This window comes from Acidovorax sp. (assembly GCF_027492855.1).
GTDB lineage: Bacteria > Pseudomonadota > Gammaproteobacteria > Burkholderiales > Burkholderiaceae_C > Acidovorax.
In genome coordinates this window covers 34061-55463 of record NZ_JAPUDY010000108.1, presented here as the reverse complement: position 1 = coordinate 55463, position 21403 = coordinate 34061, and the positions used below count along the sequence as shown (strand labels likewise).

Here is a 21403-nt window from a genome sequence, read left to right as displayed (position 1 = left end):
AGGCTCTTCAATGCGCGTGATCGTTCTTGGCGCCGGCTTGCTCGGCGTGACCTCGGCATATTTCCTTTCACAGCTCGGCCACGACGTGACCGTTATCGACCGCCAGGGCACGCCCGGCGCCGAAACCAGCTTTGCCAACGGCGGGCAGATCTCGGTGAGCCACGCCGAGCCCTGGGCCAACCCCAGCGCGCCGCTCAAGGTGCTGCAGTGGCTGGGCCAGGAAGATGCACCGCTGCTGTTCCGCATCCGCGCCGACATGCGCCAGTGGCTCTGGGGCCTGTCCTTCCTGCGCAACTGCACACCTGCACGCACGCGCCACAACATCGAGCAGATTGTGAGCCTGGGCACCTACAGCCGCGACGTGCTGCAGCAGTTGCGCGCCGCCACCAGCATCCAGTACGACCAGCGCACACAAGGCATCCTGCACTTCTATACCAACGCCAAGGAGTTCGACGGCGCCCTGGCCCCGGCCGAGCAGATGCGCGCCTTAGGCTGCGAGCGCCAGGTCATCAGTGCTGACGAAGCGGTGCGCATCGAACCGGCGCTGGCTCACATTCGCCCACAGCTTGCGGGCGCCACCTTCACGGCCGAGGATGAATCGGGCGATGCCAACCAGTTCACACGCGAACTCGCCAAACTGTGCGAAGCGGCGGGCGTGCAGTTCCGCATGGGCCACCACGTCACCGCGCTGCGCGAGGCAGGTGGCCACATCGACCATGTGGAAGTGACCAACGCCGAAGGCCGCTTCGAGCGCGTGCGCGGCGATGCCTTCGTGCTGGCCATGGGTTCGTTCAGCCCGCTGTTGGCGCAGCCGCTGGGCATCCGCCTGCCCATCTACCCGGCCAAGGGGTACTCGGTGACCATGCCGGTCAAGGATGCGAGCATGGCGCACCAGGTGAGCCTGACGGATGACGAGTTCAAGCTCGTGTTCTCACGCTACACCAGCGAGCGCGGCGGCGATCGGCTGCGCATCGCAGGCACGGCCGAGCTCAACGGCTACGACCGCAACCTGAACACGGTGCGCTGCGAAGCCATCGTGCGGCGCGTGGAGCAACTTTTCCCCGGCGCGGGCGATGCGACGCAGGCGCAGTTCTGGACCGGCCTGCGCCCCGCCACGCCAAGCAACGTGCCGCTGATCGGCAAGACAAAACTCAACAACCTGTTCCTCAACACCGGCCACGGCACGCTGGGCTGGACACACGCCTGCGGCTCGGGCAAGGCCTTGGCCGACATCGTCAGCGGCCGGATGCCCGAGGTGGACTTTGCGTTCCAGGGTTTGCAGGGGCGCGCACCGGGTGCAGCGCTGCGGCCCTCGCGCACCACGGCCTGACACCGAAGCGCGAGGCGCGGCTCAGGGGCGCTGCGGACTCACGCCACCGTCACGGTGACGGCGTGGTCACGCCAACTGGCGTTGTTGTAGCCGCCCACGTTCTCCTCGCGCTGTTCGGCCTGCACATTGCCCGCCGTGTCGGTGGCGCGGCTGGTCAGCACGTGGGTGCCCGCCTCCAGGCGCACCGGCAGCACAAACTGTCGCCATGCGAAGGGGCCCAGGTCCGGGCCGATGAGCTTGGCCGCCTGCCAGGTCTTGCCCCCATCGGCCGAGACCTCCACGCCCCTGACACCCCGCGTGCCACCAAAGGCCACGCCGTGCACCTGCGCCATACCGGCCTTGAGCGGGCCCTTGTCCGACAGGGGGCTGTTGATCCACGACTTGACGCCCATCTCCCACACCGAAGGCTGGTCGGGGCTGGCCTTGGAGCCTGGGGGCGACATGCGGTAGCCGTGCTGCATGATGCGCGCCTGCGACTGCGCGCTGGCGAAAGCCACACGCTTGACGTACTTGATGTTGTTGACGCCCTGGTAGCCCGGCACCACCAGCCGCAGCGGCCCGCCATGCGCCAGCGACAGGGGCTCGCCATTCATCTCCCACGCCAGCAGCGCGTCGTCCAGCGCCTTCACAGGCACTGAGCGCTCTACCAGCACGGAGAGCGGGTCCACACCCTCGGGCAGCTTCTCGCCGCCCGTGCCGGTGAGGTACACCGCGCCATCGGCCAGCCCACCCAGCGCAGCCACCACGTTGCGCAGCGGCACGCCGCTCCAGACCACGCAGCCTGCTGCCCCCACGGACCAGGGCGTGCCGCTGGGCTTGCTGGGGAAAAAGCCGCGCCCATTGCCCGAGCACTGCAGCACCGTGGCCACGGTTTCCACGCCCAGGGTCTTGAGTTCGGCCAACGCGACGCTGCGCGGGCTCTTGACCCCTTCGATGGCCACGCTCCAGGCATCGCGGTTGTCCAGAATCGCCGCGTCGGGCGCAGGCAGGTTGTTGCGCACATACAGGTGGTTCGATGGCGTAACGACGCTGGTGCCGAACGCCGAGCGCCGGGTCTCCAGCGTGTTGCTGCTGTGCACGATCAGCGCTTCGGGCGACTTCCAGCCCACATAGGCGGGCAGCGGCTTGGCGGGAGATGTCGCCCGTGCACCGCCCGTCCATCCGGCCAGCCCCAAGGCACTCAGGGCGGCGGCGCTTCCCGCGAGCATGTGGCGGCGCGGCAAGGTCATGGAATCTTTCATGGAAACGTCTCCGAGGGTGAAGGAAGGCGGCGCCGACCATCGGCACCGAGCCAGCATTCTGTGTGGCCGTTGTTTCGCGTTGCACATCACATTGCGTTAACAAAAGTAACAAATACAAAACACCAGAAACATTTACACGCATGTCAAAGGGCATGGGCATATTCACCGTTTTCAGAGGCAAAAAACCGCAGCGTTGATGAACACCACCCTTTCCAAAAAATCCTCCCCCCATTCCTTGGTAGTGTTGTTTTGCTGGCTGTGCATGGCACCCGGTGCGGCACAGGCAGAACTCACCGCCATCGTGGCGGTGGAGCCCACCGCGCGCAAAGCCGCCCATTCCATCTTGCGCACGGCGGCCGAAGCGGGCCTGTCCAAGGCCGCCGGGCAAACGGTGGCCCTGTCCACCAGCGACGACCTGGCCGATGTGATGCGCGCCACCCGCAGCGCGGGCTATGACATCTTCATCGGACCGGCCCAGGTGGCAGCCTCGGCCCTGCAACGCGGCTACGAGCTGGTGGGCTCCACCCAAAAGTCCGACAAATACCTGCTGGTGGGGCTGACGCAGATCGCCGCCGTGCCCGCAATGAAAGGCCGCAGGCTCTACCTGCCCCAGCAGGATTCGCTTTATGCCTACATGGCGCGCGGCATGCTCAACGAGGCGGGGCTGTCATTCCAGGACCTGCGTGCCGTGCAGTACGAGAAATTTCCCCAGGCGGGCCTCACGGCGCTGACCCTGGGCATCGCCGACGCCACTGTGGTGCGCGAGGACGACTGGGCGGAATGGTCTGCCGCGCACCCTGGCATCGCACGCATACTGGCCACCTCGCAACCCGTGCCCGGCGGGTTCTCCATCGTGGTGAAGAAGGCCCTGCCCGCCGATGCACGCACCCGGCTGGCCCAGTGGTTTGGCACTGTGCCGCCTTCCATCGGCCTACCGCCTGTCACCGTGCAGCCCGAAGCCGCTGAATACCGCCGCGTGGCGGAGCTGGGCCTCTTCACCCCCACCGCCCTGCCGGGGGTGAGCCGAATCACCGCGCGCGAGGCGCAAACCCTCATGGCCCAAGGCGCCACGCTGGTGGACACGCGCACCGAAAAGGAATTCAAGGCCAAGCGCATCCGGGGCGCCGTGTTCGCGGCCTATGTGGAGAAAAGCCTCAAGGACGTGGCGTTCGACGCCGCGCAGGATGACTTCCAGGCGCTGGACAAGCTGCCTAGCCTGGACAAGGCCAAACCCGTGATCTTTGCCTGCAACGGCGCCGAATGCTGGAAGTCGTACAAGGCCGCCAAGGTCGCTGCCGCCAAGGGATTCAAGTCGGTGCACTGGCTGCGCGGAGGGCTGCCCGAGTGGGATGCCGCCGGGCTGCCCACCGAGGGCGGTTGAGCGCCCTGCGCCGCGTGGGACACAGGGTGTAACGCCCCTTCCGTACAATTGCTTGCTTCTCAACGCCCAAGGGCTCGCAAGGCGCCCTTTGTATGGAAATAGCAATACTGTTCGCCCTCATCTTCCTCAACGGCCTGTTTGCCATGTCAGAGATTGCTCTGGTCACGGCCCGCAAGGTGCGGTTGCAAAAGTTGATTGATGAGGGCGATAGCGGCGCCGCCGCTGCCGTGAAGCTGGGCGAAGACCCCACGCGTTTTCTCTCCACCATCCAGATCGGCATTACATCGATCGGGGTGCTGAACGGCATTGTGGGCGAGGCTGCGCTGGCTGCGCCGCTGGCCGCATGGCTCGCTTCGCTGGGCGTGCCCATGCCCTACGGCAACTACGCGGCCACCGGCCTGGTGGTGGTGTTGATCACCTACTTCTCCATCGTGGTGGGCGAGTTGGTGCCCAAGCGCATCGGCCAGTCGTACCCCGAAACCTTTGCCCGCCTGGTGGCACGGCCCATCAATTTCCTGGCGCTGGCGACCAAGCCGTTCGTGCTGCTGCTGTCTACCTCCACCCGCACGCTGCTGCGCCTCTTGGGCGTGAAGGAAACCAGCGGCAGCCCCGTGACCGAGGAAGAAATCCACGCCATGCTGATGGAGGGCACCACGGCCGGCGTGATCGAGTCGCACGAGCACACCATGGTGCGCAACGTGTTCCGGCTGGACGACCGCCAGATCGGCTCGCTGATGGTGCCGCGCGGCGATGTGGTGTGCCTTGATATCGACGCCCCCTTTGAAGAGACGCTGCAGCGCATCGAAGAGTCCGACCACGCGCGTTTTCCTGTGGTGCGGGGCGGCATGGACAACATCCTGGGTGTGCTCAACGCGCGCCAGTGGATGACGCGCGCCCTGCGCGACAAAGCCCAGGGCCTCACCCAGCAAGGGCTGCAGACCGCGCTGTACGTGCCCGAAACCATCACGGGCATGGAGCTTTTGGATAACTTCCGCCTGTCGGACGTGCACATGGCCTTCGTCATCGACGAATACGGCGAGGTGCAGGGCATCGTCACGCTGCAGGACTTGATCGAGGCGATCACCGGCGAATTCCAGCCGCGCGACCCCGAGACCTCCTGGGCCTTGCAGCGCGAAGACGGCAGTTGGCTGCTGGACGGCCACATCCCCGTGCCCGAGCTGAAAGACCGCCTGAACCTGGAGGCAGTGCCCGAAGAAGAGCGCGGCCGCTACCACACCCTGAGCGGCATGATCATGCTGCTGACGGGCCGCCTGCCCAAAGTGACCGACACGGTGCAGTGGGAGGACTGGAAGCTCGAGGTGGTGGACATGGATGGCAAGACCATCGACAAGATCCTGGCCACACCGTTGACGCCCGAAGAAAAGGCCGAGGCAGGGGACAGCCCGGCAGCCTGATCGGCTCTGCCGTTCAGCCCTGCGGCCCGCCGTCCACAAAAACGGTGAGCACGCCGGTATAGCCGTACAGATGGTGGTGGGCGATCTCGCCGCCTGCAAAAAAACCCGCCAGCGGCACGTCGCCCAGGGCATGGCGCACGATCTGCAGCTCGGCGCTGGGGCCGCCAAAATGCGGGCCGCCCCGGCCTGAGCAGCTCACGTAGATCGCGCCACAAATGCGCTGCTGCGCAGTCTGCAGTGGCACACCCAGGGCCGCCACACCCGGCGCAGCGGCCACACCGCCCCGTGCGCCCGGCGGCACCTCTGGCACGGGCTCCAATTCATCGGGCGACAGTTCCTCGCGGATTTCGGCGCAGATGCGCATGAGGTCGGCACGCGCCGCCGCCACGTTGCGCTGGCAGAACGCCAGGTGCATGCCCGGCTCCACCTGGTCGGCCAGGGCCACGCCCCGGCGCGCGCCATCGAGCCCCACGATGTGGCGCACGCGCGTGTCGGTGCCAAAGTGGCCCGTGCGGCGCTGCCCATGGGGCTGCTCGCCCGCGTTGACCAACCCGGCCAGCGTGGCGCGCACCTTTTGCAAGGCGGGCTGCGGGTCGCCCCCGTCAAGCGACACCTGCAGCGTGTCGAGCAGCACATCCAACGCGGGCTCGCCGTCGAGCGCCAGCACCACGTTGTCTTGTGCAGCGGTGACGCTGTGCAGCGCCCCCACGGGCTGGCAGCCCTGCGTAACGCGCGAGACCAGCGCCACCTCGGGGCCAAACGCCACGCCCGACAGGCCGCCGTCAAACACCCCGCTGGCGGCGCCCTGCCCGGCGATGTTGCCGTCGCCACCCACGGCAAACTGCACGCTGGCCGTGCGGCTGGCACAGAGGCCGCCAAACAGGTAGCCGGTGTCGGTGCGTTCAGCCATCTCGGCCAGCAGTTCGGCCAGATCGGGCGTGTGGCCGTCGGCATGCACCAGGGCCGTGTGGGCCACGAAGCCCGTGCCGGGCTGGGGTGCATGTGTGGGCAGCGGCGCCACGCCCGAGAACACGCGGTACTGGTCGGCAGGCACGTCGAGCAGCATCACCGACAGCGCGGGTTCGTCAAAGTATTCGGCGTTGTTGGCCGACACGCCTACGCCCACGGTGCCGCTCCAGTCGGTCACCTCGGACAGCTCACCGCTCAGGTAGTCGAGCAGGGCCTGTGCATCGTTGGCGTAGTGGTCGGTGATGTAGAGCAGGCCCAGCGTGGGCGCCGAGGCGTATTCGGGCTGGGCCATCTGGGAGCGCAACTGCACCAGCACCAACGCGGCCGCCATCTGCCACTGCGGGTGGGTGGCGTGGCCGGTGGGAAATAACTTCATGGTGGGATCCTCCATGCTGGGGCGGTGTGCGCCCGGCAGCAGGCGTGCGCGCTCAGCCCGCTCGCTTGCGGGCCGTGGTGGCGCTGCGTGTGCTGCCGCTGGTTTTCTTGGCGGCGGGTTTGGCCGCTGCGGTTTTGCGGGCCGCGGGCTTCTTGGCGGCAGCGGCTTTTTTGGGCGCGGCTACCGACGGGGCTGCGCGCTTGGCGCCGCCCTGCATGGTCTGCATGCCTTTGGCGGCGAACTGGCTGGCCATGCCGGTCGCCGTCTTGAGGGCTTCCTTGGCCAGGCCTGTGGCCATGTTCTTGGTGGTGTCGATGGCTGTTTGTTTGGCCGCGTCCTTCATGGCGTTGGCGGCGATCTGCTGGAACTGGCCGGTGAGCGCCCCCCACCACTGCATCGGGTCTACCAAGGCGGGCTCGGCCGCGGCCTTGGTTTTTGCCTTGGGTTTGGCCTTGACGGGCGCGGGGGTGTCATCGCTTTCCGCTTGCGCAGCGTCGTCGCCAGCGCTGGCGCGGCCCGTCACGCGGGCAGCAGCCCCGGCGACGGCTTCGGCCGCGCCGCTCACGGTGTCTGCCGCCTTTTGCACACCGCTCATCACGGTGTCTGCGGTTTTGAGCTTGAAGGCGTTGGCCACGTCGCCCATGCTGAAGTTCATGCCTTTGAGCGTGGCCAGGGTCATCTTTTGCACTTCCAGCGCCTGGATGGTGGCGGCCAGCGCGCGCGAGTTCTGTTCCAGCCAGAACTGCACGGCCTTGAGCTCCTCGATGCGCTTTTCCAGCTCTTCCACGCTGATGGTGGGCGCTACCCAGTTGGAGAGGTTGGGCAACTGCGGAATGCTGCTGGACGCCCCCTTGGCCAGGCTCTGTAGAAAGTCAAAACCGGGGACGAGTTTGCCGAAACCGAAGTTGGATGTATCGCTCATGGCCGCTCCGCAAGAGATAGGTCTGTGGTGAGGCCACAGCTTACCCCAATGCCGTTGCAGCCGCGCGGGGCAATGCCTCAGTGTTTGTGCTCATGCGCCTTGGCTGCGGCGCCCGGCGCGGCGGTGGCCACGGGCACGCTCAGCTCCAGCTTGCTTTCGGCGCCCTTGGCGTCCTGGAACACCAAAGTCACAGGCACCGCGCTGCCCTTGGCCAGGGGCGCCTTCAGGTCGAGCAGCATGACGTGGTAGCCGCCGGGCTTGAGCTCCACGGTCTTGCCTGCGGGCAGCTCCAGCGCTGGCACGGCGCGCATCTTCATGACGTCGCCTTCCATCTTCATTTCGTGCACTTCGGCCACACCGGCGGCGGGCGATTCGACGCGCACCAGGCGGGCGCCGTCCTGGGCGGTGAGGCGCATGAAGGCGCCGGTGGCCTTCTGGCCCTGCACGCTGGCGCGGGCCCAGGCGCCTTCGGCCTTGACGGCGGCGGTCTGCGCCCAAGCAGGAGCGCTGGCCAGGGCGGCGGCCAGCGTGGAGACGAGGGTGGCGGTGCGAAGCAGTTGGTTCATGGGTGTCTTTCAGGTTTCAAGGAAAAGAGGAAGAAAAAGGGGCAGCAGGAGTAACAGGGGAAACAGGCACGTGGGCCTGACTGTCAATGATTGTGGGCCGCTGCGCCACCGGCGGGCAGAATCTCCAGCGCCGCCGCAGGGGACTTCAGGTCGGACAGTTTCTGGCCCGCCTTGGGCACCTCGACCCAGTCGTTGCTGCCTTCGGCGCAGGCCTGGCGCACGGGCCAGTACACGGTGCCGGCCTGCTCGGGCGCCTGGGCCACGAGCACGAATTCGTCGTAGTGCGCACTGGGCAGCATGTCTTGCGCGGTCTTGGCCGTCCAGGTGATGCGGACCACGTCTTCGGTGATGCTGCGGCCGTGGCTGGTGTACGGCTGGGCCAGTTTTTCGCGCTGCACATCGAGCGTCCAGCCCGGTTTGGGCATGGGGCGCGCGCCGCGCATGCCCGCCGGGATGTCCACCGCAACCTGCCGCGTGGGCGACGCCCCGCAGCCGTGGCCGACCTTGAAGCTGGCCTTGTAGCTGGCGCCCGCCGGGGCAACCTGGTATTCGAGCACCACATGGGCAGATGCAGGCATAAAAGCGATGCCAGCGCTTATCCATAAAGCGCAAGCAGCTATCTTTTTCATAGTATTCAGAGACATGGTGTGTTGTCCTTTCAAAGGCTTACCTTCAGCTCAGCCATGTAGGTGCGCTGGGGATAGGGGTGGAAGTTCCAGAACTGGTAGTTGTTGAGGTTGTCGATGCCCACGGCGGCGCTCACCTGCTTGGTGACCTGGTAGCGCACGCGCACGTCGGTGGTGAAGTAGCGGCTCACGCCCTGGTAGACCGCGCCGTTCGGGTCGGTGTTGTCGAGCGTGCCGTACTGCTTGCCGCTGTAGCGCGCACCCAGGGTGTACGACCACTTGTCGTCCGGCCGGTACGTGGCCACGGCGCTGGCGCGCCACTGCGGAATGCGTGGCTGCCACTTGCCCACGCTGGCGGGGAACTTGTCGTTTTTCGTGATCCTGGAATCCGTCCAGGTCAGGCTGCTGCCCAGGTCCAGGCCCCGCATGAGCACGTTGGCCGCCTGGTAGGACAGCTCGATGCCCTTGGTACGGATCGCGTCCACGTTCTGGATGTTGGTCACGTTGGGCGTAACGAGCACATTGGTCTGCGAATACAGCGCGTCGTGGGTGCGCTCGAAGAACGCGGTCAGGCGCAGCAGGCCCTCGCCGCCCCATCCCGCCATGTCCCGCTCGGCCGTCAGCTCAGTGGTCCAGCTCTTTTCGGGCCTCAGGTTCGGGTCGTTGTTGACGAGCGTGCCACTGCCGCTGATGCCGCCCTGGTACAGCTCGGCCACGGTGGGCATGCGCACCGCGCGGCCGGTCGATGCCTTGAGCACCCACTGCTCGCTGGCCTGGTAGGCCAGTGCGGCCTTGGGCGACACATGGTTCTCCGTGCGCTCGGGGTGGCTCAGGGTGGTGGTGGCATTGCCGGTCTGGCCGTTGCTGGCGCTCCAGCGCTCGGCGCGGGCGCCGAGCACGGCTTTCCATCGCGGTGCGATCTTCCAGGTGTCCTGCGCCCACAGGCCGATGAGCTGCGTGTCGCCCTGAAAGGCCTGCCTGCGGGCACCGGCGTCGCCGCTCATCCAGTGGCTGGTGGCGTTCTCGACGGTGCGCAGTTGGTAGCTGTCGCGCTGCAGGCCGAAGTCCACGATGTGCGTGCCCTGCGTACCACCGGGCCGCCAGGTGCCTTTGGCGGCCAGCGTGTTCCAGCCCGTGCCCTTGTTGTTGACGATGCGGCCCGCGCCGCCGTTCAAAGCGGCGGGCAGCGCCACGGTGGCTGCGCGCAGGGTGTCGGTCTGGTAGTCATACAGGCTGGCCGCCACCTCCCAATCAAACACGCCCTGGGTGCGGCTTTTGACCGAAAACCCGTGCATGAAGTGCGTGATGTTCTCGTTGGAGACATTGAAGTCGGTCGGCGCCAGCGCAAACGAGCGGCCGTTGATGTTGACCGTGCCGCCGTACACCGCGTTTCCATTGGCGTCGCGCAGGTAGCTGCTGGGGCGGCCTTCGGACTCGTTGTGCCACCAGCCCAAGGTGTACGCGGCCCGCACGGTGGGCGAGAAGTCGTAGGCCAACTTGGCCTTGATGTGGTCTTGCTGCGTGTGGTACTGCGTGGCCGTGCCCAGCAGGTACCAGGGCTGGTTGCTGCGGTTGTTGCCCGGCACCGCACCCGTGACCGGCGTGCCCGCATTGCCCACGGTGCCCGCAGAAACCAGGCGCGTGGGGAAGGTGAGCGGCTGGCCTTCGCTGTCCGTCTTGTTGAAGTTCAAAAACCACGACCAGTCGCCGTTCTTGTTGCCCACCGAGGCGCTCACCTGCTTGCCTGCGTAGCTGGTATTGGTGCCATACAGGTCGAACGGCTGGTGCTGGTAGCTGACCTGCCCATGCGCCTCAAACTTGCTGGGCATGCGCGTGACGTAGTCCACCACCGCGCCCACCGAGTTGCCTGCATAGGCGGCGGAGAACGGACCGTAGAGCACGTCCACGCGCTCAATCTCCTCGGGGGTGACCAGCATCCAGCGCGGCGCGTTGGTGGGGCCGTTGCCCAGGTAATTGCTCAGCAGAATGCCGTCGGCAAACACCATGGACCGCGCCGGGTTGCCCGTGCCCGAGGCGCGCGTGGACAACACGGCGTGGTTGTAGTCGCCGATGTAGCGCTTGCGCACCAGCAGGCTGGGCAGGTACTTGAGCGCGTCTTCGCTGTCGGTGGCGTTGATCGAATGTTCAATCTGCTCGCGCGTCACGCCCTCGATGGTGGTGGGGATCTGCGTGGGCAGCGAGGTGGGCTGGCCGCCGGTGATGGTGACCACGCCCAACGCCTTGACGGGCGCGTTGGCACTGTCGGCAGTCTGGGCGAATGCGGGCACGGCCCCGGTGAACGTGAGTGTGAGGGCGAAGGGAAAGGCACTGGCCAAGGCCAGCACCATGCGGCTTTTGCGCATGGGAACTCCTGAATTTCAAGCCAAATAGGCCACTAGCGCTTGATGAATAAGCGCAAACAGCTATCAAATAGATAGCAATTTCAGGAGAGGTGCGGGGGCCCGCGCGGGGGCAGCGGCGCGGCAGTGCGCGCAGCGATGTGCGCGGCGGGGATGGGGCGCAGCGCGTGCGCCAGGGGGTGGACCACAGGCGGCGCGGCCTGTGGCGTGGGAGGCGGTGCGCCCACATGCGCGCACAGCGGGCAGTCGAGCGTGTGGCCCTGCATTTCCTGCACGCCGTCGTCGGTCGTGACCAGCACCTTGATGGCGCCCGAGCCCGAACAGATCAGCTCCATCGCCTGCGGGTTGACCAACGGCGACGCCACGGCCACACCGATGGACAACACAAACCACGCCAGCACAAGGCGGGCGAGCCAGCGAAGGCTGCGGAGGGTTTGCAGGGATGCACACATGAAGATCTGATTGTAGGTGGCCCCACCCCCACGACCTTGACCAGGGTCATCTGCGCGACGGATGCCGCGCCCACCGCCGCCTACGATGTGCGCTGAACCCCAACACCTCGGAGACTCCACCATGCTCGCACTCTGCGGCTTTTCGGCCAGCAACTACTACAACAAGGTCAAGCTCGCCCTGCTCGAAAAGGGCCTGCCCTTTACCGAAGAACTGGCCTGGATCGGCGAAACGGACCGCAGTGCAACGCCCTTGGGCAAGGTGCCCTACCTGCGCACGCCAGACGGCCCGCTGTGCGAATCGGCCGTGATGGCCGACTACATCGAAGCGGCCCACCCCGAGCCCGCGCTGATCCCCGCCAACCCCTACCAGGCCGCCAAGGTGCGCGAGTTGATCACCTTTCTGGAGCTGCATCTGGAGCTGGTGGCGCGCAACCTTTACCCGCAGGCTTTCTTTGGCGGCACGGTGAGCGAAACCACCCGCGAGAAGATCGGTGCACAACTCACAAAGAATGTCGCCGCCTTCGGCCAACTGGCGAAGTTCAGCCCCTATGTAGCGGGCGACAGCTTCACGATGGCCGACTGCGCCGCCATCGTGCACCTGCCGCTGGTCAGCGCGGCCACAAAGGCCGTCTACGGCCGGGACTACCTGGCCGACCTGCCGGTGCGCGAATACCTCACCCGCATGGGCGAGCGCGCGCACGTGCAGCGCGTGAACGCCGACCGCAAAACCAGCACGGCGGAAATGATGGCGCGGCCGAAGAAGTGAGCCCTTCGCCCTGAGCGGTGGTGCCAGGTTCGTGCGCTGCGGGGCGCGCACCCACTGAGAACCCTTCAGGGTCGCAGGGCGTCTTTGAGAAAGTCCACCGTCGCCCGAACCCGGCGCGGCATGTGCTTACGCTCTGGGTACAGCAGCCACACTGCGCTGTCGAACTGCCCCGCCGACGCTTCGAGCCCTGGGAACAGATCAACAAGCCGGCCACTGGCGATGTCGGCATCAACCAACCAGTCCGCCAGGAGTGCCGGCCCTATGCCCTGCAGGACGGCCTGGCGCAACGCGCTGGACGAGGAGGCCACAAACCATCCGCCGACAGAAACGGTTTCTTGCGGCACGGCCTCGGCCCCTGGTGAGCCGGGGTCCTGGCGAAAGTGCCAGCTGGAGCGAAAACCCGGCATCGGGAAACGCAGGCACTGGCAGTCGGCCAAGTCTGCGGGCACTCGCGGCGTGCCGTGCGACTTCAGGTAGTCGGGGCTGGCAACCACGCGATAGCGCACTGGCCTCAGTTGCAAACCCACCAATGAACCATTGACCGAAGGCCCCAGCCTCAGCGCCAGGTCCACACGCTGGGCCACCAGGTCCACCACAGCGTCGGTGAACAACAGATCAAAGTCCAGGCCAGGGTGGGCTTGGTGCAGCGTCGGCATCAAGGGAACGATCACCGCCTCGCCAAAGCCCACGGAGGCGGTGATGCGAACCGTGCCGCGTAACTCTCCGGTGCGTTCGCGCACGGCATCGGAAGCATCGTCCAGATCTGCCAGCAGCGGGACGATGCGGCCCAAGTAGTTTGCACCCGCGTCCGTCAGCGACACCTGGCGCGTGGTGCGGTTCAGCAGCCGCGCGCCAAGCTCGTTCTCCAGGGTGGCAACCGCGCGCGTGATGGCCGAGGGCGCGACATCGAGCGACCGAGCAGCCGCGGCGAAGCTTCCTCGCCGGACAACTTCCGCAAACGCCTTGAGCTGTTGGATGTCCATAAGGATGGAGCTTACCGCGCGCCAATGCTGGATCGTCATTGCGAAAAACGCAATGGTCTGCTGCAGCACCAAGGCTGTTCGCGACGCCGTTTGATTTGGACACTGGCATCGCAGCAGAACAAGCCTGTGCGCCCCCATGCACTCGATTGTTCGGCTCGCCAACACCTCATCACATCCCGAATGGAGCCTCTCAATGACCCAATCCGTCCACGAACCACGTCTCTTGCGCCTGGATGCCAGTGCCCGCCATGCTGACTCCGTCAGCCGGAAGATCGCCGATGCTGTGCAGGCGCGCTGGAAAAAGCGGCACCCCCATGGCGTGGTGATCCACCGCGATCTGTCCCGTGATCCGATGGAGCACATCCAACAAGCGACGATTACCGGCTTTTACACCCCTGACTCAGACATGACGCCAGACCTGATCCGGGCCACCGCGCTGTCGGACACGGTGATCGAAGAACTGATGTCGGCCGACCTCGTGCTCATCGCATCGCCGATGTACAACTTCACGGTGCCGTCGGCACTCAAAGCCTGGATCGATCAGATCATGCGCGTCAACCGCACGTTCGCTTTCCGCGACGGGCAGTTTGAAGGGCTGGTCACGGCCCCGCGTGCCATCCTCGCACTGGCCTATGGTGCCCATGGCTACCAGGGACCAATGGCTTCGATGGATTTTCTGCGGCCGTATCTCGTCAGCCTGCTCGGCTTCATGGGCATTGGCCGTGTCGAGGTGGTCACGGCCGAAGCCACAACCATGCCACAGGCGGCCTCTGAACTGGACAAGGCACTGCAGCAGGTCGAAGCCTTGTTCGCACTCTCATCCGACAACATCGATTTGCCGCTCGATGCTCGTCGTGCAAACGCCGGTTTGACAAACACCTGAGCCTAGCCACCCCACTCCACAAACCCTCCCTCTTTGAGGAAATTACATGTCGAACGTCACCTTTCTGGGTTTGGGCGCCATGGGGCAACGAATGGCCGCCCGCTTGCTCAGCGCTGGTCACCATGTGACTGTCTGGAACCGCAGCCCTGCCCCCGTCCAAGCCCTGGTCGATCAAGGCGCAACCGCGGCGCGCACACCACGTGAAGCGGCGAAAGGCGCCGAATTCGTGATCAGCATGGTCACTGACGACGACGCAGCGCGCTCCATCTGGACGGATGCAACAACGGGTGCACTGGCTGGCATGGGTTCGCAGGCCATGGCCATCGAGGCGAGCACCGTGACGCCAACCTGGATCGCCGAGCTCGCGCTCGCCGCCAAGGCCAAAGGCATCGCCTTCATTGACGCGCCGGTGGCGGGCTCCCGCCCGCAGGCAGAGGCCGGTCAGCTCATCTTCATGGTCGGCGGCGAGGCGGCTGAGGTTGAGCACGCAAGGCCCCTGCTTTTGGCGATGGGCTCGGCCATTCACGCGGTCGGTCCGGTGGGGCACGGCGCAAGGCTCAAGCTGGCGGTGAACACCTTGTTCGCAACCCAGGTGGTCGCCATGGCCGAGCAACTGCGTGCCCTGGCCGCTGGGGGCGTGGACACCACGCTGGCCCTGAACGCGCTCAAGACCATGCCAGTGCTCAGCCCTGCAGCCATCGGCGCGGGCACGGGGATGCTGGCGAACACCTTTGCGCCCATGTTTCCGGTAGACCTTGTGCGCAAGGACATGGGGTACGCAGAGGCAACCGCGCAAGCCAACGGTCTTTCGCTGCCACTCGTCGCCGCTGTGGCTGAGCGTTTGAACACGGCCCATGCGGCAGGCCTGGGTGCCGAGAATCTCACAGCCGTTTTCAAGCTGTACCACTGATTCTTCAGGTGGCCCCGCCGCATGGCGGTCGCCCCCTCGGTTGTATGGGCACTTTCGTCATCAAAGGCCCCGCCGCAGCCCTTCCCCGCTGCTATCCTGTGCGGCATGCGCAGCCTTTTTCACCTCGCCTTTCACGTCACCGACCTCGATGCCGCCCGCCGCTTCTACGGCGGCGTGCTGGGCTGCCAGGAAGGCCGCAGCACCGATACCTGGGTGGACTTCGATTTCTTCGGCCATCAGATTTCGCTGCACCTGGGCACGCCGTTTGCCAGCGCCCGCACCGGCCACGTGGGCGACCACCTGGTGCCCATGCCGCACTTCGGCGCCATCCTGGAGCTGCCCGACTGGCATGCGCTGGCCGTGCGCCTGAAGGCTGCGGGCACGGCCTTTGTGCTGGAGCCCCAGGCGCGCTTTGAAGGCCAGCCCGGCGAGCAATGGACGATGTTCTTCCACGACCCGAGCGGCAACCCGATCGAGATCAAGGGCTTTCGCTCGCTGGACACGGTGTACGCGGCCTGAGCCGCCCGCATCCCGCAGCCGAGGCAGCCGAAGGCTCAGCGCCGCTGCAGCAGAGGCATCGAGCCCAGCGCGAACACCGAATTGGGCACCCCCACCCGCGCCATCAGGGGCCGTGGCTTGGGTGTGAGCCGAGGCTTGGATGTGGCGGCAGGCGCGGCGTCTTCCGGCGGCCCCCCTTTTTCAAGCTGCTGGGCCACCAGGTCTTGCAGGGTTACCGACTGCAGGTATTCCATCACGCGCAGATTGAAGGTGGACCACAGTTCGCCCGTCATGGATTTGACCTGCGCGGCCTGGCTCGCACCCAGGTTCTGCAGATCGTCGGCCTTGAGGTTTTCGACCGCCAGGATGATTTCCGCCACCGACACCTGCTCCGCCCGGCGGGCCAGCGTATAGCCGCCGCCTGGGCCGCGCGTGCTGTCCACCAGCCCGGCACGGCGCAGGGCGCTGAACAGTTGCTCCAGGTACGACAGTGAAGTGCCCTGGCGCGCGCTGATGGTGGACAGGGCCACCGGCCGCATCTTCTGGCGCAGGGCAAGGTCGGTCATTGCCGACACGGCAAGTTGTCCTCTGGTAGTGATACGCATCGTTGCTACTCCTTGTGCACGCTGACAGTTCCTCACCATGTGCGAATTTGCCACGGAAAGGGGCCAAGACTTCAATGTAGAGATTTTGACACTTCGCGTATATTCGTTTTATTGAGTTTTATTGCTCGTTTTTTTCGAAGTGTTTCACGGGGCCATACTATGAACTTCAAGCACCTTCGCTATTTCTGGACCGTGGCCAAGGCGGGCGGCGTGATGCGTGCTGGCGAGCAGTTGCACACCACGCCCCAGACGCTGTCTGGGCAGATCAAGCAACTGGAAGAGTGGCTGGGCCACGACCTGTTCAGAAAACGGGGCCGGGGCCTGGAGCTGACCAGCGAAGGCCGGGTCGCCCTGGGGTATGCCGATCAGATCTTTGCCCTGGGCGACGAGTTGGAGAAATCCATCCGCCTGTCGCGCGGCCAGGAAAAGCCGCTGGCGTTCCGCGTGGGGGTGGCCGATTCCATCGCCAAGTCGGTCGCTTACCACTTGCTGGAGCCTGCGTTGGGAATGCCGCAGCGAGTGCACATGATCTGCCACGAGGGGAAGTTTCCCGAGCTGATCGCCCAATTGAGCCTGCACAAACTCGACCTGGTACTCGCGGACGAGCCGGTGTCCAAGAAGATCGGCGTGAAGGCCTTCAACCACCCGCTGGGAACCAGTGGCATGAGCTTTTTGTGCGCCCCCGGCCTGCGCGCCCAATTGGAAGGGCCGTTTCCCCAGTGCCTGCACGGCGCGCCCATGCTGATCCAGGGGCCCATGTCGTCCGTTCGGCAGCAACTGGACCATTGGCTCAACAAGCACCACCTGCAGCCCCGTTTGGTTGGTGAATTCGACGACAGCGCGCTCATGAACGCCTTTGGCCGCGAGGGCCGGGGCGTTTTCACATCTCCCACGGTGCTGGACGAGGAAACCACGGCCCAGTTTGGGGTGGAAGTGATTGGCCGGTCGACGGAATTGGTGGAGGAGTTTTTCGCGATTTCGGTGGAGAGGCGCATCAGCCACCCTTGCGTGGCTGCGATCACCAAGGCGGCGCGGGCCGATCTGTTCGCTGAGTGAAGAAGGGGGAACAGAGCCCCCTTTCCTTCTCAACACCGATCTACCCCGGAGAAACCTGCACCTGGCGCGCGTAGGGCAGCGGGGCCACGGCGCCATAGCCCTGCACGGCGAGTGCCGCAGCGGCATTCGCATAACGCGCCGCCGTAAACACATCGTCGCCCTGTGCCAGGCGGGCCAGCAGGTTGCCACAGAAGCAGTCGCCCGCGCCCGTGGCGTCCACCGGGGTCACGCGCACACCGGCAATACGTTCCATACGACGGCCGTTGCTCACCAGCGCGCCGTCGGCACCGAGCTTGAGCACCACGGTGGCTGCGCCGCGTGCATGGCCCCAGTTGACGATGGCACCGGGGTCGCTCAGGCTGGTCAGTGCCTGCATGTCCTCCAGGCTGGGCATAAAGATGTCGCACAACGCCACGGCATGCGCAATGCAGGCCTGGGCCCGCGCCAGCGGCCACAGTTTGAGGCGCAGGTTGGAATCGAACGCCACCAGAGCGTCGGCCTCGCACGCCATGCGCATCGCCTCAAAGGCTGTATCGCAGGCCTGTGGCGAAATGGCGAGCGAAATGCCCGACACGTGCAGGATACGCGTGGACTGCAGCACCGCAGCGGGCTCGCCGGCCAGCCATTGCGGCGTCATGCGGCTCGCAGCGGAGCCTGCGCGCAGATAGCTGAACTCATGCCCGGCAGCCCCATGCGAGACGAAATAAACGCCAGTGGGGTGCTCGCCATCGCTCTGCACGCCGCGGGTGTCCACACCTTCGGCGCGCCACAGGTCGGTCAGCGCCCGGCCGAAGCTGTCCTGCCCAATGCGCGTGAGGTAGGCCACGCGTGCACCGGCCCGTGCCGCCGCGATGGCCGCATTGCTGGTGTCGCCGCCAAAACCGCGCAGGTACTGCGCCTGGCCGGGGTGGATCTGGTTGAACTCGACCATGGCCTCGCCCAGCGCGACCACGTCGAAGATCTTGCCCACGGAGGGGTTGGCGCACTCAGGCGCGGAGCTTGTAGGCTGTGACATCGATCTCGACCTTGGCGTCGATCATGAGGCGCGACTCCACCGTGGAGCGGGCGGGCCGGTGCTCGCCGAAGCACTCCATGTACACCCGGTTGAAGCTGCCAAAGTCGCGCGCATCAGCCAGCCAGACGCTGACCTTGGCCACGTCGGCCAGGGTGCAGTCCGCCAGCGCCAGGGCATCCTTGACGCGCTGGAACACCTGGCGAGTCTGGGCTTCGATGCCGCCCACAATGACCTGGCCCTGGTCGTCCGTAGGCACCTGGCCCGAGACAAACACAAAGTCGCCAGCACGCGTGGCGGGCGACAGGGGCCGCGCCTGCCGATCGGATGCAACCGGTGACTGGCCCAGCAGTTCAACATGACTCATACAAGCTCCTTATGTAAATAATTTACACATCAAATCAGAAAAAACCCGTTTGACTTTCAAAAAACGTAGATTTACGATGAATCGTGTAATGTTATTACTTATGGAGCCACGATGCAATCCTCATCTATCTGTGACCGATTGACGCCAGCCACACCTCTTCAGGTCGCCCGGCGCAATGTTCTCGGCCTGGCAGCGAGCGCTGCCGTGCTCGTGGCCCTGGGGTCGGGTCAGCCCGCCCTGGCGGCCCCCGCCAAGGGTGGCGCCGCCAACCTGGCCATGGTCGGCGAGCCCCAGGGGCTGGACCCCATGGTGAGCACGGCCGACCTGGTCGGCACCATCATGCAGCACGTCTATGAGCCGCTGTACACCTTCGACGCCAACTGGGCCGTGGCGCCCATGCTGGCCGAGGGCCTGCCTACGGTGTCCAAGGACGGCCTGACCTACACCATCGCCCTGCGCAAAGAGGTCAAGCTGCACAACGGCCGCGACCTGAATGCCGAGGACGTGGTGGCCTCGCTGCAGCGCTGGATGGAGCTGTCGCCGCGCGGCAAGGCCGTGGGCAAGGAAGTGGCCTCGCTCACCGCCAAGGGCCCGCTGTCGGTGGAGCTCACCCTCAAGGCGCCCTATGCGCCGCTGCTGGCCCAGTTGGCCCTGCCCAGCGGCATGGCCGCCATCATGGCCAAGGAGAGTATCGCGCCGCAGCTCAAGGAGTTCATCGGCACCGGCCCCTACAAGTTCAAGGAGCGCCGCCCCGACCAGTTCACGGTGCTGGTGCGCCACGACACCTACAGCGCCCGCAAGGAGGCGCCGAGCGGCTACGCCGGCCGCCGCGAAGCCCTGCTCGACGAACTGCGTTTCGTACCCGTTCCCAATGCCAACACCCGCGTGGAGGGCGCGCTGTCGGGGCAGTTTCAGTATGCCGACCTGCTGCCCGTAGAAGCGGCCAGCCGCATCGACAAGGGCGCCCCGGCCGTGGTGCCCATCGTGACGAAGAATTTCGGTTTTCCTTACATCGTCTTCAACACCAAGGAAGGCGTGCTCGCCGCGCAGCCGCTGCGCCGCGCGGTGCAGACCGCCGTGGGCTCGGGCGAGCTGCTGGCGGCGGGCTTCGGCGACAACCGCTTCTTCGTGGTGGAGCCCAACTTCTTCCCCAAGGGCACCCCCTACTACTCGGACGCGGGCAGCAAGCTGTACAACGAGCGCAACCCCCAGGCCGCCAAAGACCAGGCCGCCAAGGCTGGCTACAACGGTCAGCCGGTGCGCATCATGGCAAGCCGCCAATACGAGTTCCACTACAACATGGCGCTGGTGATGGCCGAGCAGCTCAAAAAAGCCGGCTTCAAGACCGAGCTGCAGGTGGTGGACTGGGCGACCCTGGTGCAGCGTCGCAACGACCCCAAGCTGTGGGACGTGTATTTCACCCACTCGGGACTGTTCCCCGAGCCCATGCTCTCGCCGCCGCAGTTGGGCGACGGCGCACCGGGCTGGTGGGATTCCCCGGCCAAGAAGGCCACGCTCGCTGCCTTCAACCAGGAGACCAATGTCGCCAAACGCGGCCCACTGTGGGGCGCCGTGCAGCAGGTGGTGTACAACGAAGTGCCCTTTATCGAGGTGGGCAAGTTCAACAGCCTCTCGGCCCGTTCGGCCAAGCTGGAAGGCTACACCCCGGCGATCTGGCCGTTCTTCTGGAACACCGGTCTTGCCAAGTAGTCCACCGCAGTAAGAAGGTTCGTTGCCATGCGTTTTCTGATGACCCGCCTGGGCGGCGCCCTGGTGGTGCTGGCCCTCGTCGCGGTGCTGGTGTTCGCGCTCACGCGCCTGGCCTCGGGCGACCCGGTGGCGTTGCTGCTGGGCGACCAGGCCACCGCCGCTGACATCGCTGCAGCCCGCGTGCAGTACGGCCTGGACAAGCCCTTGCCGACGCAGTTCGCGCTGTGGGTGGGTGAGCTGATGCAGGGCAACCTGGGCCAGTCGATCTTCCTGCAGCGCCCAGTGGCGCAGGCACTGCTCGAACGCGCCGAGCCCACGCTGTTCCTGGCGCTGTTCGCGGTGGGCATCGCGGCGCTGATCGGCATCCCGTGCGGCATGGCGGCCGCCATCTGGCGCGGCAGCCCCGGCGACCAGGCCCTGAGCGGCGTGGCCATGCTGGGCGCCAGCGTGCCCAGCTTCTGGCTCGGGCTGATCCTGATCCAGCTGTTCGCGGTCAAGCTCGGCTGGTTCCCGGCCTCGGGCTATGGCGACCCGGCATCGCCGCTGGCCGAGCGCCTGTCGCACCTGCTGCTGCCCGCGCTGGTGCTGGGGCTGCTCAACTCAGCGCTGATCATCCGCTTCACGCGCGCCTCGATGCTCGACATCCTGGGTGAGGACTATGTGCGCACCGCGCGCGCCAAAGGCCTGGCCGAGCGCACGGTGATGGTCAAGCACGTGCTGCGCAACGCGCTGGTGCCCATCGTCACGGTGCTGGGCCTCACGCTGGCACTGATGATCGGCGGCACGGTGGTGACCGAGACGGTATTCAACCTGCCCGGCGTGGGCAACCTGGTGGTGCGTGCCGTGCTGCGCCGCGACTACCCGGTGATCCAGGGCACGCTGCTGGTGATCGCGGCGATCTATGTGTTCATCAACCTGGCCATCGACTTCCTGTACACGCTGGTCGACCCGCGCATCCGACTGGAGGGCCAATGA

At 66.0% G+C, this 21403-nt stretch carries 21 protein-coding genes; 10 read left to right on the top strand and 11 right to left on the bottom strand.

From position 1 onward, the window contains the following. The first annotated feature begins 10 nt into the window (after positions 1–10). Positions 11–1330 (top strand): D-amino acid dehydrogenase, encoded by a 1320-nt coding sequence (locus Q0105_RS21120; RefSeq protein WP_298214812.1) that lies wholly within the window; start codon positions 11–13, stop codon positions 1328–1330. 38 nt (positions 1331–1368) lie between these two features. Here Q0105_RS21120 and Q0105_RS21115 read toward each other — a convergent pair whose 3' ends face one another. Then, positions 1369–2571, bottom strand: coding sequence for a sulfite oxidase (locus Q0105_RS21115; protein WP_298214810.1), 1203 nt, complete (start codon positions 2569–2571; stop codon positions 1369–1371). Between the two features lie 196 nt (positions 2572–2767). On the opposite strand from Q0105_RS21115, the gene Q0105_RS21110 reads away from it, so the two are divergent. Together Q0105_RS21110 and Q0105_RS21105 are read left to right on the top strand one after the other, a co-directional pair. Next, positions 2768–3952, top strand: coding sequence for a rhodanese-like domain-containing protein (locus Q0105_RS21110; protein WP_298214808.1), 1185 nt, complete (start codon positions 2768–2770; stop codon positions 3950–3952). 92 nt (positions 3953–4044) lie between these two features. Further along, positions 4045–5367, top strand: a complete 1323-nt coding sequence (locus Q0105_RS21105; RefSeq protein ID WP_298214806.1) for a hemolysin family protein — start codon at positions 4045–4047, stop codon at positions 5365–5367. 13 nt (positions 5368–5380) lie between these two features. Here Q0105_RS21105 and Q0105_RS21100 read toward each other — a convergent pair whose 3' ends face one another. The 6 genes from Q0105_RS21100 to Q0105_RS21075 form a co-directional block, all read right to left on the bottom strand. Further along, complete coding sequence (locus tag Q0105_RS21100) at positions 5381–6712, bottom strand: FIST N-terminal domain-containing protein (RefSeq protein WP_298214804.1); 1332 nt, start codon at positions 6710–6712, stop codon at positions 5381–5383. A gap of 52 nt (positions 6713–6764) precedes the next feature. Next, on the bottom strand, positions 6765–7634 hold the full coding sequence (locus tag Q0105_RS21095) for a PhaM family polyhydroxyalkanoate granule multifunctional regulatory protein (protein ID WP_298214802.1): 870 nt from the start codon (positions 7632–7634) through the stop codon (positions 6765–6767). 77 nt (positions 7635–7711) lie between these two features. Continuing rightward, a complete protein-coding gene (locus Q0105_RS21090) occupies positions 7712–8200 on the bottom strand; it encodes a copper chaperone PCu(A)C (protein WP_298214800.1) in 489 nt (162 codons plus the stop codon). 83 nt (positions 8201–8283) lie between these two features. Then, entirely contained in the window at positions 8284–8778 is a 495-nt protein-coding gene (locus Q0105_RS21085) for a YcnI family protein (RefSeq protein ID WP_298214798.1), read from the bottom strand. Positions 8779–8858: 80 nt separating this feature from the next. Then, on the bottom strand, positions 8859–11189 hold the full coding sequence (locus Q0105_RS21080) for a TonB-dependent receptor (RefSeq protein WP_298214796.1): 2331 nt from the start codon (positions 11187–11189) through the stop codon (positions 8859–8861). Positions 11190–11269: 80 nt separating this feature from the next. After that, the gene (locus Q0105_RS21075; RefSeq protein WP_298214794.1) at positions 11270–11638 is read right to left on the bottom strand and encodes a DUF2946 family protein; all 369 of its coding nucleotides are present in this window, start codon (positions 11636–11638) and stop codon (positions 11270–11272) included. 121 nt (positions 11639–11759) lie between these two features. Here Q0105_RS21075 and Q0105_RS21070 point away from each other — a divergent pair, with 121 nt between their 5' ends. After that, complete coding sequence (locus tag Q0105_RS21070) at positions 11760–12404, top strand: glutathione S-transferase (protein WP_298214792.1); 645 nt, start codon at positions 11760–11762, stop codon at positions 12402–12404. A 65-nt stretch (positions 12405–12469) separates the two neighbouring features. On the opposite strand, the gene Q0105_RS21065 is transcribed toward Q0105_RS21070, so the two are convergent. After that, a complete protein-coding gene (locus tag Q0105_RS21065; protein ID WP_298214790.1) occupies positions 12470–13426 on the bottom strand; it encodes a LysR family transcriptional regulator in 957 nt (318 codons plus the stop codon). A 154-nt stretch (positions 13427–13580) separates the two neighbouring features. Here Q0105_RS21065 and Q0105_RS21060 point away from each other — a divergent pair, with 154 nt between their 5' ends. From Q0105_RS21060 to Q0105_RS21050, 3 genes are all read left to right on the top strand, one after another. Beyond that, the gene (locus Q0105_RS21060) at positions 13581–14270 is read left to right on the top strand and encodes an NAD(P)H-dependent oxidoreductase (RefSeq protein WP_298214788.1); all 690 of its coding nucleotides are present in this window, start codon (positions 13581–13583) and stop codon (positions 14268–14270) included. A 46-nt stretch (positions 14271–14316) separates the two neighbouring features. Then, positions 14317–15180: an NAD(P)-dependent oxidoreductase gene (locus tag Q0105_RS21055; protein WP_298214786.1), complete on the top strand. Its 864-nt coding sequence runs from the start codon at positions 14317–14319 to the stop codon at positions 15178–15180. Positions 15181–15285: 105 nt separating this feature from the next. Then, entirely contained in the window at positions 15286–15699 is a 414-nt protein-coding gene (locus Q0105_RS21050) for a VOC family protein (protein WP_298214784.1), read from the top strand. Between the two features lie 35 nt (positions 15700–15734). Here Q0105_RS21050 and Q0105_RS21045 read toward each other — a convergent pair whose 3' ends face one another. Beyond that, positions 15735–16283, bottom strand: a complete 549-nt coding sequence (locus tag Q0105_RS21045) for an Rrf2 family transcriptional regulator (protein ID WP_298214782.1) — start codon at positions 16281–16283, stop codon at positions 15735–15737. A 159-nt stretch (positions 16284–16442) separates the two neighbouring features. Here Q0105_RS21045 and nhaR point away from each other — a divergent pair, with 159 nt between their 5' ends. Next, on the top strand, positions 16443–17339 hold the full coding sequence (nhaR, locus tag Q0105_RS21040; RefSeq protein ID WP_298214780.1) for a transcriptional activator NhaR: 897 nt from the start codon (positions 16443–16445) through the stop codon (positions 17337–17339). Between the two features lie 40 nt (positions 17340–17379). Here the strand turns inward: nhaR and Q0105_RS21035 are convergent, their stop codons facing one another. Then, positions 17380–18354, bottom strand: a complete 975-nt coding sequence (locus Q0105_RS21035) for a sugar kinase (protein ID WP_298214778.1) — start codon at positions 18352–18354, stop codon at positions 17380–17382. Next, positions 18326–18718, bottom strand: a complete 393-nt coding sequence (locus tag Q0105_RS21030; protein WP_298214776.1) for a RidA family protein — start codon at positions 18716–18718, stop codon at positions 18326–18328. The genes Q0105_RS21035 and Q0105_RS21030 overlap by 29 nt, the downstream gene beginning before the upstream one ends. Positions 18719–18829: 111 nt before the next feature. On the opposite strand from Q0105_RS21030, the gene Q0105_RS21025 reads away from it, so the two are divergent. Together Q0105_RS21025 and Q0105_RS21020 are read left to right on the top strand one after the other, a co-directional pair. Then, positions 18830–20428 carry an ABC transporter substrate-binding protein gene (locus Q0105_RS21025; protein WP_298214774.1) on the top strand — a complete coding sequence of 533 codons (1599 nt, stop codon included), beginning with the start codon at positions 18830–18832 and terminating at the stop codon, positions 20426–20428. 27 nt (positions 20429–20455) lie between these two features. Further along, positions 20456–21403: an ABC transporter permease gene (locus tag Q0105_RS21020; RefSeq protein WP_298214772.1), complete on the top strand. Its 948-nt coding sequence runs from the start codon at positions 20456–20458 to the stop codon at positions 21401–21403.